Raw genomic sequence first — 13,756 nt, forward strand, 5'->3', positions numbered from 1 at the left:
TCTGGACTTAAGCAATCGCCCCAATGAAGCACTTGTAATGCCCTTTCCTAAAGAAGATACCACACCACCAGTGACAAAAATATACTTTGTTTGCATTAATTTACAGGCTCCTTTTTCTTTTACATTTTCGTATTATTCCAATAAAAAAATCACTACAAAAAATGAGTTTTTTTTTTGCAGTGATGCAATTAACAATACTATTAGTTTAACATTTTTTCTTAAAAACACAATAATAATTTTGTTTTGAATAACAACTTTTTAATAATACCATTTTTTTCTTAAAGAATAAAGAAAAAAACACAAATAAAATGACAAAGAGAACCTAAGATTACAAAAATATGAAACAATTCGTGAAAACCAAAATTTTCACCAAAGTTTGGTTTTTTGATGGCATAGATGATACCACCAATGGTATACATCACGCCACCGCCAACCAACAGCATAAAGCCCGGCAATGGCAGCGCCTGATATAGGGGTCCTAACACAAACAGCGCAAACCAGCCCTGAAAGATATACAGTCCGGTTCCCAGCCATCGGGGCATATTGATCCAGGCCACTTTAAGAATAATCCCGATCAGAGCCACGCCCCATATCGCCACCATCATCGCCACCCGCATGGTTCCGGTCAGGCATAGCAGACAAAACGGCGTATAGGTTCCGGCAATTAAAATAAAGATCATCGCATGATCCAATTTTTTCAGATGGAGAATTTTTTTCTGGTCTCCCTGGGAGGCATGATAGGTAAAGCTGGTGCCATAGAGACAGATCAACCCAACTCCAAAGGCCAACACGGAAACCAGGGTCAACGGGGTCACATTATCTTCTGCAATAATTAAAACAAGCATCGCAACGACACCAAACACGGATAAAATTGCACCAATTAAATGGGTTAAGGCATTCATTGGCTCTCTAAACTGATTCATATTTTGTCCTTTCTGTTACTGGATAGTTCTTTTCTTTCACTATACCACACTTTTCTTAGTTGATGCAACTATCATTCCGTTTCGCTCCTTTGCGCCAAAAACACCCGGAAAGTCACTTACTGACTGAACCGGGTGCTTGCTTTCTAGATGAGTTTAATTGCCTTACACTTTGCGAACCGCCACCCCATCAAAATCATTATGGGTGGTAACCTGACCAGGGGGAATAATACAAAAGCCTTCATGCCATTCCCCGGCAACCAGTTTTTCCAGTGGCGAAATGCTGCCCTGATCGACCACCACCTCAAGACCGATGAGTTCACCGATATCATTGACCCGCGGCAGGTGATCAACCACCGGGTAGGCTCCGGTATCGATGAGCATTAAATTTTTATAATTTTTGAACATGATCTCCATAACCCGCCGGGCGCGGCTTTCGCCGTATTTTTCGAGATTGTGCTGGAACTCCTTATCAAGCGACTTTTCCCCCTTCAGCCATCCCTGGGTTAAGAAATAGGTGGATGTCCGGATCCGTTCCAAGTTTTCCTTTTCTGAAAGCAGAATATCAATGCAATCCCCATAGCGGGGAATAATCAGAGTCGCCTTTTCGCTTTTCAAACCCAATAGTCCGTTTCCGCAGTTGCCATAGGCAAACAAAAGCTCGTCATAGCCAGCTTCGGCTTTGTCAATTTCTTCCTGGAGAGCATTTTTCAATCGTTCCGGGGAGTCATGAAGCAGATTGGACATCCAGACGGTTTCCAATTCTATATCTGTTCTTTGCAATGCCATTTCAACCTCGTCCCGGATGGTTTCACAGGCGATTAATAATCTTTTCATTTATTTTTTACACCTTTTTTCTGTTTACTCTGCCAAGAGTATTATTTATGTACTATTTTTCTGCACTATACCCAGTATAACCAAGAATCCTTTGTTTTCAAGAAAAAATTCAGATAAAATTTCCCCTCGATAATTTTTCGTCGATAAGCGACTTTATGTTATAATATCATCGTCAAATAATCTTAATATTAGGAGAAAAAAATGGATAAAAGTAAGTTCCGAAAAGAAATTCTGGCACGTCGTAAAAAAATCTACTGTGCTGACACCGACGCTAAAATTATCGAGCAATTCCTCGATAGTGATCTTTATAAAAACGCCGACTGGATTATGGCCTATGTGAGCTTTGGTACCGAAATCTATACCCATGATTTTATCAAACGCGCCTTAGCCGATGGCAAACATATTGTCGTTCCCATCTGTAACATCGAAGACCATACGGTTACCTTGTCAGAACTGATCAATTTCCCCGATGATCTGGAAGAAGGCCATTACGGAATCCTTGAAGTTCGCGACGATTGCCTGCGGATTGTCGATCCAAAAAAACTTGATCTGGTTATGGTTCCCGGCTGTGCTTTCTCACCCTCCGGACACCGAATGGGTTTTGGCGGCGGCTATTATGACCGCTTTCTGGAAACCATCAGTGACGACTGCATCACCGTTGCACTGATCCGGGAAGACTTTATTTTCGAAAAAATTCCCATGGAAGAACATGACAAAAGTGTTCAGTTCATGGTGACCGAAAAATGTGTCAATTGTTGTCCCATCCAGGAGGCCTAATTTAACATGAACGTTACAGAAGCCATCAGCTACATTGAAGCAACCCATAAGTTTGGCACCCGATTAGGTCTCGAAAGCATGAGCCTATTACTGAACGCCATGGATAACCCTCAGGATAAACTCAAGTTTATTCACATTGCCGGCACCAATGGAAAAGGGTCCACCTCCTCCATGATCGCCACCATCTTAACTACCGCCGGATACAAAACCGGCTTATTTACCTCCCCCTTTCTGGAAGCCTTCAACGAACGAATTCAGTTAAACAATGAACCCATTGACGATGACAGCCTGGTCGCTGCCACCATTTTTGTCAAGGAACGGATTGAAGTGCTGATGGAACAGGGCGAACCCCATCCCACTGAATTTGAAATGGTTACCGCTGTCGGGCTCCAGTATTTTTATCAAAAACAAGTGGACTTTGTGGTCCTGGAAGTTGGTTTGGGCGGACGACTTGACGCCACCAATATCATCAAAGATCCACTGGCGGTTGTGATCATGGGCATCAGCAATGACCACACCGATTATCTGGGCAACACCCTGGCTGAAATTGCCTTTGAAAAAGCATCGATTATCAAGGACGGCTCCGATGTGGTTGTTTATCCCCAGGATCCCGAAGCCTTAAAGGTTATTCTTGATTTTGGCGCCGCTAAAAATGCCAATCTGGTTTTGGTTAACCCGGATGATATTTCAGTTTTAAGTCATACCACCCACAATCAAACCCTGAAATACCTGGGTGATCATCTCTATCTTGATGGCTTTGAATTAAAACTGCTGGGCGACCACCAATCCCTGAATTGCCTGACGGCCCTGGAAGTGATTGCCCTGCTTAATCGCAAGGGTTATCCGGTCAGCTCCGGACAGATTAAAAAAGCATTGGCCGCCGTTGTTTTTCCCGGGCGTTTTGAAATCTTTCTGGAAAATCCGGTGGTCCTCATTGACGGAGCCCACAACAGCAACGGGATTCAGGCCTTTGTTAACAATATGAAGCAATACTTTCCCAACCGTACCATCAACTTGTTTTTTGGGATGCTGGAGGATAAGGACATCGAAGAATCTTTATCTTATCTGGTGCCCATCGCCAGCACCATTCACACCCTGACCCCCAACAGCGATCGGGCGATGCCAGCAGAAAAAATGGCCGCATTGATCCACAATAGCTACGGAAAAAGCGTTGACTTCTACGATACCATGGAGGTCGCCATTAACAGCATTGACTTATCCCAAAAAGATGAAGTTAATGTTTTTGTGGGCTCGCTGTACATGATCGGCGAAGCCCGAACCCTGATCCGTAAACATTTGCTGTAAGAAAAATTCAATTTTAATGTAAATTGTGACCCTTGACTAATTAAAGGGGCGTTCCGCATCGCCAGTTACGTTTGGCATTACCCGCCACGTTTACTGGCGACCACGGATCGCCCCTACAATTTTTTATGAGGTCACTTTTGTTTTATTGTTTCAGCGCACTGGTCAACAGTCGGATCACCGCTTCTTTGTCCGGCGCGTGAAAGAGCTCATTCCGAATCACCGTGGCATGATGAAGACCCTTGGTATAGGCGGACAGATGCTTACGCATTTCCCTAAGCCCGGCGTCTTCATTTTTCAGCAGCGCCAGCAAGTCGATATGTTTAATGGCAACCTGGACCCGTTCTTCCGGTGTCGGTTTCTTGAGGACTTCACCAGTCTTCAAATAATGGTTGATTTCGCGAAAAATAAAGGGATTTCCAATAGCCGCCCGGCCGACCATCAGGCCATCCACCCCGGTAGATTCGAAGGCCTTTTGCGCCGCTTCACCGCTGTTGACATCGCCATTTAAGATAATCGGAATCCCGGCATTTTTCTTAACCTCAGCAATAATTCCCCAGTCGGCCTGACCCGAATAATAAGCTTCCCGGGTGCGGCCATGGATGGTCAGGGCTGCTGCCCCGGCTTCCTCGACCCCTTCGGCGATGGCCCGGATATTAATGCTCTGATCATCCCAGCCAATTCTGGTTTTAACAATCAGCGGCTTTTGGGATGCTTCCGCCAATGTTCTGACCACCTTAAAAAACAACTCCGGCGTTTTCAACAAGGCCGAGCCTTCACCATTTTTGGTAATCTTCGGGGCCGGACAGCCGGCATTAAAGTCCAGAAAGGCGTAATCGGTGGCATTGATATAATCACTCACAACTTGAGCCAGAATATCCGGGTCGGATCCGAACAGTTGGATCCCTGCCGGCGCTTCTGCTTCACCGGTCAGCATTAAATCAGCTGTCTTATGGTCTTTATAATACAGACCCTTGCCACTGATCATTTCTGAAAAGACTACTCCCGCCCCAAATTCTTTGGCGATCATCCGAAACGGCAGATTGGTATAACCTGCCATCGGTCCTAAAAAAAGAGGGGTTTCAATTGAAACATCCCCAATTTTCAGCGCTTTATTTTTTTGTTTTATTTCTGCTTTTATGTTCATCATATGTCCTGTTTACTTGAAATTTTTGTCATGGATAATCTTCAGCCCTTTAAGTGACAATTGTGGATCATAAACGTTGATGGATTTTGTTTCCTGGTAGAAAAGACGGCCATAACCACCGGTGGCCACCACCTTCATATCCCTGACCCCGGTCTCTTTTTTGATCTGTTCGATGATATATTCCACCTGACCGATATAACCATATACCAAACCGGCCTGCATGCTGGTAACGGTGTCTCGGGCCAGTATTGAGGGCGGTTTTTTGATTTCAATATTGGGCAGCTTAGCGGCATTCTTCCACAGCGCATCGATGGCGATCTGAATCCCCGGGGTCGTCACCGCCGCGGCAAAGGCACCATCCTTGGTGACATAATCAAAGGTGGTTGCGGTCCCAAAGTCGGTCACGATCACCGGGCCGCCGTAAATGCTGTAAGCCGCCACGGCATCGACAATCCGGTCTGCCCCCACTTCGGATGGATCCGAGGTATTAATCGGCATCCCTGTTTTGATTCCCGGCCCCACTACCATCGGTTCGACGCCAATATATTTTTTAATGCCATTGGTCAGTGAGTACATGATGTTGGGCACCACCGAAGCAATGATCACACTAGTGACGCCCTCCACTGATATTCCCGAATTTCTAAAAAAGGATTTAATCAACACCCCATACTCATCTGAGGTTCGCTGTGTTTTGGTGACAAATCGCCAGGAATATGGGATTTCGTCACCGATCAGCACCGCCAGTTCTGTATTTGTATTTCCAACATCAATACCTAAAATCATGTTTCCTCCTACACCTTTTCCGTCTATTCTCATCGACCCACTTAAAATCCGATCGATTTCTTCCCTCTAAATTTATTGCTCCCTTGATCCGACCATTCTTTCCCCAGGTCTTAAATCAACCTGTTTAGAAAACTGATCTGCAGCCATCTTGGCTTTTCCTGACTGCTGCACTTTTTTAATGAGCATCGTCTCACTGCCGGTTCCAATGGTAAAACCCCGGCCTTCGATTATTTCGCCTACTTCTCCAGGTTCCGAAACTAAACTGGATGGGATGATTTGAGCATCCCAAATTTTTATTTTTTCTCCTCTAAATAGCGTCTGAGCCCCGGGTGAAGGGTTTGAACCGCGAACAACATTATAAATCTCTGTTGCTCCGTTTTTCCAATCAATTTTTACATCTTCTTCTGTAATCATCGGCTGATAGGTGGCTTTGTCTGAGTTCTGGGGGATTCGGGGTGCGGTTCCTTTTCGAATATGTTCTACCGCTTGAGCAATCAGTTTTACTCCCAACGGATATAGCTTATCATAGTAAAGAGATCCCACTGTATCCTCGCGAGAAATTTCGACCTTTTCCTGCAAAATAATATCGCCCGTGTCAATCCCTTCATCAACATAATGAACCGTTATCCCAGTTTCGTTTTCCCCATTGATCAATGCCCAGTTAATCGCTGAACCACCCCGATATTTAGGCAATAATGACGGGTGATAATTTATTCCCCCTAAAGTAGCCAATTTAATAACGGCATAAGGGAGAATATCACTGACAAAAGCCAACACAAAAAGATCCGGTTTTAAGTCTTTGGCAATGTCCATTACCTGGGGATCTTTAAGCCGATGTGGACTTTTTCCCGGGGGCTGAAATACCGGTATATTTTTTTCCTCTGCAAAATCTTTGAGAGGATTAGGTTTTCCTCTTAAATCATCCGGGATGGTAATCACCCCCACAACCTGCTCATCCTGTTTCAGCAAAACTTCCAGGCAATCTTTTCCAAAGAGAGCCTGTCCAACCAATACGATTTTCATTCGAAGCACCTCCATTTTAAATTATTCGTTTTTTAACTTTAGTTGTTCATTTCTGATTTTTTTAAGACCTTTTTTAGAAATCTGCCTTTATCGACAATAAATCGTTGATGTATAGCTTCGCCTATTTTTTCGGTCTGATCCCATGCTTCAATTTCAAAATTCAGAGCTCTTTTTTCATGAGTTACCAGTGTGGCACGTACGTTGATTTCCATACCAACAGGAGAGGCTGCAATATGTTTTAAATCAATGTGGGTACCCACCGTTGTGTTTTCTTCCGGTAAGATGATACTTAAACCTTCAAACGCAGTATTCTCCATCCAGGCTACCAGCCGAGGTGTCGCCAGTACTTCTTCACCACCACTGCCCAACGCCAATGCCGTATCCTCTTTATTAATAAAAAACTTCTTTTCATAGCAAGTTCCAATTCTGAATTCTTCCATTTCATCCTCCAACTCTTTCTAACTCGATTTTATCCTATTTCTTTATTTAATATCTTAAAAAAAGCCGTTATCTTAACGGCTTTTTTTAATGCTAATTATTCAATTTCAGCTTCGATCTCAATTTCAACCATTTTTTCGTCTTCCAACTGTTCTGCGTTCGGCTGTTCTTCAAACAAAGCTCTAAATTCTTCACCAGTTACGGTTTTATCTCTAAGTAAACGGGTCGCAATTTCTTCCAGTTTTTCCTGATGGGTTTCAAGAATAGAACACGCCCGATCATAGGCATTTTCGACGATCGTGCGGATTTCCTTATCGATAACGGCGGCAACTTCTTCACTGTAGTTACGCGATCTTCCTAAATCCCGGCCCAGAAATACTTCGCCGCTATCGGGATGTCCAAAGGTCATTGGTCCCAAATGTTCACTCATTCCCCATTCGGTTACCATGCTTCTGGCAATGTGGGTAGCCCGTTCAATGTCGTTACTGGCGCCAGTACAGATATCATCGAGGGCAATTTTTTCAGCTGCCCGTCCACCCAGCAGACCGCAGATATTTTCCAGCAATTTGCTTTTGCTCATATGCTGACGGTCATCATCGGGCAGCGACAGGGTGTACCCTGCAGCCATTCCCCGGGGAATAATCGAAATCTCATGAACCGAGTCACAGTTGGGCAAAAGATGCATAACAATAGCATGTCCGGCTTCGTGATAGGCGGTAATATGTAAATCATCCTGATTGATAACCTTACTTTTCTTTTCCGGACCGGCAATTACCCGTTTGATCGCTTCTTCCAGCTCAACCATGGTGATTAGCTTACCGTTATGTCTGGCTGTCAACAGTGCCGCTTCGTTCATCAGGTTTTCCAGATCTGCTCCGGTGAATCCCGGCGTTCCTTTGGCAATGGTGCCCAACTCAACTTCTGGAGCCAGGGGTTTGTCTTTTTTATGAACATTGAGAATTTCTTCCCGTCCTTTTACATCAGGTACACCAACTGTAACCTGTCGGTCAAAACGTCCCGGTCTCAGTAAAGCCGGATCCAAAATATCCGGACGGTTGGTTGCGGCGATAATGATAATACCTTCGTTGACACCGAAACCATCCATTTCAACCAGCAGCTGATTCAGGGTTTGTTCCCGTTCATCATGGCCACCGCCAAGGCCAGCACCACGATGACGACCGACCGCATCAATTTCATCAATAAAAATAATACAAGGGGCATTTTTCTTGGCATTTTCAAAAAGGTCTCGAACTCGGGAAGCACCGACCCCAACAAACATCTCGACGAAATCGGAACCACTGATGGTGAAAAACGGCACTGCCGCTTCCCCCGCCACCGCTCTGGCGAGGAGGGTTTTCCCGGTTCCCGGAGGGCCGACTAATAAAATCCCTTTTGGTATCCGGGCGCCCAGTTTTCGGTAACGATCCGGCGCTTTTAAGAAGTCTACAACCTCTTCAAGTTCTTCTTTTTCTTCATCCGCACCGGCGACATTTTTAAAGGTCACCTTGGTTTCTCCCTCAACGTGAAGTTTTGCCCGACTCTTCCCAAAGGACATCACCTTACCGCCGCCACCACCAGCCTGTTGGCTGAAGACCAGAAAAAACACCACCATCAAAACAATTAACACCACCGACGGAATTAATGAAATCCACCAGGAATCCTGTTGTTTGGTAATGGTTACCTTCACATTATTTTCTAAAATATACGGTGTTACCTGTTCATCTATTACATATTGTGGGACGACTGCCTCAAATGTTTCGCCGCTTCGTAAAACGCCGGTGACATTTGAGTTGTTTATTTCAATCTCAGCGACCTGATTGTTATTCAATTCGGTGAGCAACTCGCTATAAACAATGGTTTTAACCTCTTCCTTCATGGGGTTTAAAAAGGTTACCGCGACAATAATGATTAATAGAATTACTAAATAAAACCCAATCATCTTAAGGTATTTATTCAAAAAACATCACTCCTCTCAAGTTCCAATTTTTCTTATCACTGCTATGCTTATTCATATATTTCCCGTTTTAAAATCCCGATAAAGGGGAGGTTTCGATACTTTTGGGCATAATCCAAACCGTACCCAACCACGAATTCGTTGGGTATTTCAAAGCCAATATAATCGGCAATAACCCGCTGTTCCCGACGCTCCGGTTTATCCAGCAGCGAACAGACTTTAACATCTTCTGCTCCCAGGCTTTCGAAACGGTTTAGTAAATATTTCAGCGTGTTTCCGGTGTCGACAATATCTTCAACCAGCAAAATACTCCGACCTTTAACATCCATGGACAAATCGGCCTCCAGCTCAACAACTCCGGAGCTGCGAGCTTCGGCACCATAGCTGGATGCCTTTAAAAAATCAATCTCCACTGGAATCGGAATCTTTCTGATCAGATCGGCCATAAAAACTGACGATCCTTTTAATATACCAATCAAGATGGGATATTTCCCCCGGTAGTCTGCGGTAATCTTTTCTCCAAGTTCTGAAACACGTTTTTCCAATGCCTTTTCATCAACCAAAATTTCTTGAATATCGGCTATCACACTTTTCTCCTAACATAAGGTATGTTACCCTAATTATATTTTTTGTATCATCATCTGCCAGAAATCGTTGATTAATGGCATAACCCAAAATCCACAACACTTCGGCATCCGTTACCAGCAGCGGAATTTCATTTCTTCGATTTCGGTCGATCTTCTTATCGATATAATACTTTTTAATGGATTTTTTCCCCGCCACCCCCGTGGGATAAAAATAATCTCCAGATCGTCGGCTACGTAAAACCAATATACCCTTTATTCTATCATAATCAAAATATTTTTCACTATGATTTTCCATTTCTTTAGAAAAAAAACACCTTTTTTTTCTAAATTCATCCTGGGTAACAAATTTTGTCTCCACGATCAAACGCTCTTTAGAAAAAAGATAGGTTTTATTGGGAAGAATTGGCTTGGGCAGTATTATGGCACCTTCAGCTTCTTGTTTTTCTGTCACCATAACCCGATCATAACGGCGAGATATTTGGATGTCATGAGGAAAGTGGATTTCCCATATAGTTTTGTCGCTATTTAGTAAACTATAGAAAGCAGTGATATGATTGTACTCAATTTCCTTTAAACTACCCTTAAATTTAAAAATAGACCGGCGTAAAATTTCTTTCTGAACCACCGGTTCTTCTTTTAACCATAAATCTCGGTCAATAACTACCATATTCTCTTTTGAAACAAGGATATGCTCTTCAATCTGATCCACATACTTCTCAAAAAATGCTTCGTATTCATTGGCAATTTTTGTAAATTCATTAAAATGGACTTCGGCCCTGGGATTGATCTCTAAAACCATGGGCATAATGTCTAAACGGATTTTATTGCGGGTATAATCTTTTTGAAAGTTGGTAGCATCGGTGCGAAACTCCAGCTTATTTTTTTCACAATAATTCAGGATCTCTTTCTTCTCCAGACAGAGAAAGGGTCGGATGTATAAGTTGTCCCGGCTGGATTTAATGCCGGAGACACCCTTAACCCCAGTACCCCGAATCAGCCGCATCAACATCGTTTCAGCCTGATCGTTGATATGATGCCCCATGGCAATCCGATTATACCCATGATTCTGGGCAATAGTCATAAAAAAACCGTAACGCTCTTTTCGGCCCGCCTCTTCAATTGAAATCTTTTCCGTTCGGGAAATCTCCTGGATATTACGCTGTCTTGAGAAAAAAGGAATGTTGCGATCCTGACAGAAGTTTTTCACAAACGTTTCATCCGCATCGGCTGCCTGACCCCGGAGGCCATGGTGAAGATGAGCCACGCCGATGGCAATATGGAACATACCGGCAAATTTATCCAAAAAATACAATAAAGCCAGCGAATCTGCCCCACCGGATACGCCGATGAGAACATGATCGCCAGCCTCTAAAATTCTCTGTTCTTCAATATATTGAATTACTTTTTTCTCCATGGTATCACCACTTCAATAAAATTCTCTATTCTAACGCTTTTAATAAAACTCGGTAAATAAAAAAAAATGGTGGTCGCAACAGGGCTCGAACCTGTGACCCCCTGCTTGTAAGGCAGGTGCTCTCCCAGCTGAGCTATGCGACCACGAAAAAAACTGGATAAAATATTCTCTTGTAATTATACAATTTAAGTGGTGACCCCTAGGGGACTCGAACCCCTGTTACCGCCGTGAAAGGGCGGTGTCTTAACCGCTTGACCAAGGGGCCACAGATTGTATATTTTTTTATGGTAGCGGCGAACGGAGTCGAACCGCTGACACTACGGGTATGAACCGTATGCTCTAGCCAACTGAGCTACGCCGCCATGAAAAAAAGGATTTGTATAATTGGTTGCGGGAGCAGGATTTGAACCTACGACCTCCGGGTTATGAGCCCGACGAGCTACCAAGCTGCTCCATCCCGCGATGTAATTAGTGAGCAAGTAAAATGTGTCAATTTAAAAAAGTGATAATTTTAAAAGTGGCAATATTTAAAAGTGGTGCCGAGGACCGGAATCGAACCGGTACGGTCGTTAGGACCGCAGGATTTTAAGTCCTGTGCGTCTGCCAGTTCCGCCACCCCGGCACTTTTTCGTCTGTCCCCTTGCTCAAGGGACAAGTGTTATTATACGCCCATTCAAACCCAATGTCAAGCTTTTTAGAAATAATTTTTTTTATTTATTTTTCCATGACAAAACGGCGGTACGCTGCGCCTTCAAGGTTATCATAATCACAGACCGTAAAAATAGTTTCGCCGGTAATTTTAAAAATATTTAAAAGTAAAAAAGCCCCAGCTAGAATAATGTCGGCCCGCTTTGCTTCCAGACCTACCATATTTTGCCGTTCTTTGATGGTTTGACTGGCTAAACTGTCAATCATGCGTTCCAACTCGTCTCGGGTAATCGTGCTCTCATGAACCATCTCGCTACAATAGGTCTTCAGTCCCTGTTTGATGGTGGAAAGACTGGTGGCGGTTCCGCCAATACCAATGAGTTTATAAGGCTTAGTCGGCAAAAAACCGCTGGTTCGTTTTTCAAACTCGGCATAAATTTTCTCATTCATCCGTTCCAGTTCCTGAAATGTTGGCGGATCAGAAAAAAGATATTCTTCGGTGCAGCGAACACAGCCCAGATTAATGCTCATCATTCGTTTTATTTCGTTGTCTTCCCCATAAATAAATTCAGTGCTGCCACCGCCGATATCAAAAATAAGGATCTTTTCTTCAAAACACTGAGATACCCCAACAAAACCCAGCTCTGCTTCTGCTTCGCCGGTAATAACCTCAATTTCTAATCCCAGTTTTTCTTTGACAGCATCAAGATAGGCCGCTGTATTATCGGCATCCCGCATGGCACTGGTTCCAAACAAATAAAATTCTTCCACCTCGTAATCAGCGGCGATATTTTTATACTCTTCCAGCGCTTCCATATTTCGTTTTTCCGCATCCGGATGAAGTCGCCCGGTTTGATTGACGCCCTGGCCCATTCGGGTATAGCGAACAGATTTGTTGACCCGAACCAATTTCCCCTGATCGTTTCTAAAAATCAGCATTCGAGTGGAATTGGTGCCAATGTCAATCACGGCCAGATGTCGCTTTTTTTCTTTCTCTTTTATGACAATCTGGTCAAGTTCAACGCCATTTAAACTACTATCACATTTATTGTTCAATTGTTTGCCCATTACTTTCTGCAGCATTTTCCTGGTTTTCCACAATGACTATTGTTTCATCCGGATAATATAAACCAAGATATTTACGTGCAAAATTTTCCACATAATTCTTGCTGCCCATTTGTTTGACCTGTTCATCTAATTGGTTACTTCTTATTTTTTCATTCTCTATTTCTTGCGCAATCTGGATCTTCTGCTGATCCAGTTCGTAAATTTTTATGGCATTGGCCAAATAGATGTAGGCGGTAAACAGCACCGTCACTACAATTGCCAAGGCAATGATCATTCGACGCCTGATAAGGCTTTTCGTTTTTTCATTCATCTTCTTTTCTTCATTTCCGGTGGAGCCGTTTTATAATTCCCGGTACATGTCTCCCGCTTTATCCTTCGGAGCATGCTCCAGTAATTCAAGAACCTCCACCTTTTGTTCTCCATCACCATAACGGATAGTAATAATATCCCCAGGTTTCACCTGATCTCCCGGTTTGGCGACTTGGTCATTAATAGAAATACGACCGCCATCACAGGCGTCTTTTCCCACCGTCCGACGTTTGATAATTCTGGCATTCTTTAAAAATTTATCAATTCTCATGCATTCCTCGCTATTCTAAATCAAAAAGCTTAAAACAAAACCCTTAATAAAACAAAAAGCCAGAGCATTGCCCCGGCTTCTGTAACTTTGCTTACTTATTTACTTCATCCTTAAAGCCTTTGCCTGCTTTAAAGCCAGGGGCTTTAGAGGCTGCTATTTCGATGGGCTCTTTTGTTCGTGGGTTAAGACCTGTACGTGCTGCACGTTCTCTAACCTCAAAGGTTCCAAAACCTACCAATGACACCTTGTCTCCATTTTTCAAGGTATCTACCACAGTG

The 13,756-nt window shown here is 43.5% G+C and carries 16 protein-coding genes and 5 tRNA genes; 2 read left to right on the forward strand and 19 right to left on the reverse strand.

Translation table 11 applies throughout. From position 1 onward, the window contains the following. The 3 genes from ACEW8F_RS13300 to ACEW8F_RS13310 all read right to left on the reverse strand — a co-directional run. Nucleotides 1-96, reverse strand: a 96-nt coding sequence (locus tag ACEW8F_RS13300) for a hypothetical protein (RefSeq protein ID WP_373483972.1), incomplete at its 3' end; no start/stop codon positions are given. Between the two features lie 182 nt (nucleotides 97-278). After that, entirely contained in the window at nucleotides 279-923 is a 645-nt protein-coding gene (locus tag ACEW8F_RS13305) for a hemolysin III family protein (protein ID WP_373483958.1), read from the reverse strand. A 162-nt stretch (nucleotides 924-1,085) separates the two neighbouring features. After that, nucleotides 1,086-1,757, reverse strand: a complete 672-nt coding sequence (locus ACEW8F_RS13310; protein WP_373483959.1) for a DUF1638 domain-containing protein — start codon at nucleotides 1,755-1,757, stop codon at nucleotides 1,086-1,088. Nucleotides 1,758-1,958: 201 nt separating this feature from the next. Here ACEW8F_RS13310 and ACEW8F_RS13315 point away from each other — a divergent pair, with 201 nt between their 5' ends. Then, nucleotides 1,959-2,534: a 5-formyltetrahydrofolate cyclo-ligase gene (locus ACEW8F_RS13315; protein WP_373483960.1), complete on the forward strand. Its 576-nt coding sequence runs from the start codon at nucleotides 1,959-1,961 to the stop codon at nucleotides 2,532-2,534. A 6-nt stretch (nucleotides 2,535-2,540) separates the two neighbouring features. After that, entirely contained in the window at nucleotides 2,541-3,839 is a 1,299-nt protein-coding gene (locus tag ACEW8F_RS13320) for a folylpolyglutamate synthase/dihydrofolate synthase family protein (RefSeq protein ID WP_373483961.1), read from the forward strand. A 142-nt stretch (nucleotides 3,840-3,981) separates the two neighbouring features. Here ACEW8F_RS13320 and dusB read toward each other — a convergent pair whose 3' ends face one another. The 16 genes from dusB to ACEW8F_RS13400 all read right to left on the reverse strand — a co-directional run. Further along, nucleotides 3,982-4,986, reverse strand: a complete 1,005-nt coding sequence (gene dusB / locus ACEW8F_RS13325) for a tRNA dihydrouridine synthase DusB (protein ID WP_373483962.1) — start codon at nucleotides 4,984-4,986, stop codon at nucleotides 3,982-3,984. Between the two features lie 9 nt (nucleotides 4,987-4,995). Next, on the reverse strand, nucleotides 4,996-5,766 hold the full coding sequence (locus ACEW8F_RS13330; RefSeq protein ID WP_373483963.1) for a type III pantothenate kinase: 771 nt from the start codon (nucleotides 5,764-5,766) through the stop codon (nucleotides 4,996-4,998). Nucleotides 5,767-5,838: 72 nt separating this feature from the next. Continuing rightward, entirely contained in the window at nucleotides 5,839-6,789 is a 951-nt protein-coding gene (gene fmt, locus ACEW8F_RS13335) for a methionyl-tRNA formyltransferase (protein ID WP_373483964.1), read from the reverse strand. A gap of 38 nt (nucleotides 6,790-6,827) precedes the next feature. Continuing rightward, complete coding sequence (locus ACEW8F_RS13340) at nucleotides 6,828-7,229, reverse strand: thioesterase family protein (protein WP_373483965.1); 402 nt, start codon at nucleotides 7,227-7,229, stop codon at nucleotides 6,828-6,830. Between the two features lie 95 nt (nucleotides 7,230-7,324). Further along, nucleotides 7,325-9,166: an ATP-dependent zinc metalloprotease FtsH gene (gene ftsH, locus ACEW8F_RS13345; protein ID WP_373483973.1), complete on the reverse strand. Its 1,842-nt coding sequence runs from the start codon at nucleotides 9,164-9,166 to the stop codon at nucleotides 7,325-7,327. Nucleotides 9,167-9,231: 65 nt separating this feature from the next. Continuing rightward, complete coding sequence (hpt, locus tag ACEW8F_RS13350; RefSeq protein WP_373483966.1) at nucleotides 9,232-9,768, reverse strand: hypoxanthine phosphoribosyltransferase; 537 nt, start codon at nucleotides 9,766-9,768, stop codon at nucleotides 9,232-9,234. Beyond that, nucleotides 9,737-11,182, reverse strand: a complete 1,446-nt coding sequence (tilS, locus tag ACEW8F_RS13355) for a tRNA lysidine(34) synthetase TilS (protein WP_373483967.1) — start codon at nucleotides 11,180-11,182, stop codon at nucleotides 9,737-9,739. Before tilS ends, hpt begins: the two co-directional genes overlap by 32 nt. Before the next feature lie 67 nt (nucleotides 11,183-11,249). Then, nucleotides 11,250-11,325, reverse strand: a tRNA-Val gene (locus tag ACEW8F_RS13360). A gap of 47 nt (nucleotides 11,326-11,372) precedes the next feature. Then, a tRNA-Glu gene (locus ACEW8F_RS13365) sits at nucleotides 11,373-11,447 on the reverse strand. 20 nt (nucleotides 11,448-11,467) lie between these two features. Further along, nucleotides 11,468-11,544, reverse strand: a tRNA-Met gene (locus ACEW8F_RS13370). Between the two features lie 23 nt (nucleotides 11,545-11,567). Then, nucleotides 11,568-11,644 (reverse strand) — tRNA-Met (locus ACEW8F_RS13375). 72 nt (nucleotides 11,645-11,716) lie between these two features. Continuing rightward, a tRNA-Leu gene (locus ACEW8F_RS13380) sits at nucleotides 11,717-11,804 on the reverse strand. 92 nt (nucleotides 11,805-11,896) lie between these two features. Next, nucleotides 11,897-12,913, reverse strand: a complete 1,017-nt coding sequence (locus ACEW8F_RS13385) for a Ppx/GppA family phosphatase (protein ID WP_373483968.1) — start codon at nucleotides 12,911-12,913, stop codon at nucleotides 11,897-11,899. Continuing rightward, nucleotides 12,876-13,208, reverse strand: coding sequence for a septum formation initiator family protein (locus ACEW8F_RS13390; protein ID WP_373483969.1), 333 nt, complete (start codon nucleotides 13,206-13,208; stop codon nucleotides 12,876-12,878). The genes ACEW8F_RS13385 and ACEW8F_RS13390 overlap by 38 nt, the downstream gene beginning before the upstream one ends. A gap of 30 nt (nucleotides 13,209-13,238) precedes the next feature. Beyond that, complete coding sequence (locus tag ACEW8F_RS13395) at nucleotides 13,239-13,478, reverse strand: RNA-binding S4 domain-containing protein (RefSeq protein WP_373483970.1); 240 nt, start codon at nucleotides 13,476-13,478, stop codon at nucleotides 13,239-13,241. A 91-nt stretch (nucleotides 13,479-13,569) separates the two neighbouring features. Then, nucleotides 13,570-13,756 (reverse strand): HU family DNA-binding protein (locus ACEW8F_RS13400; protein WP_373483971.1); only part of this gene is annotated, 187 nt, incomplete at its 5' end.

Origin of the sequence: Acetobacterium sp., from assembly GCF_041752335.1 — a bacterium.
In the GTDB taxonomy this organism is placed as follows: domain Bacteria; phylum Bacillota; class Clostridia; order Eubacteriales; family Eubacteriaceae; genus Acetobacterium.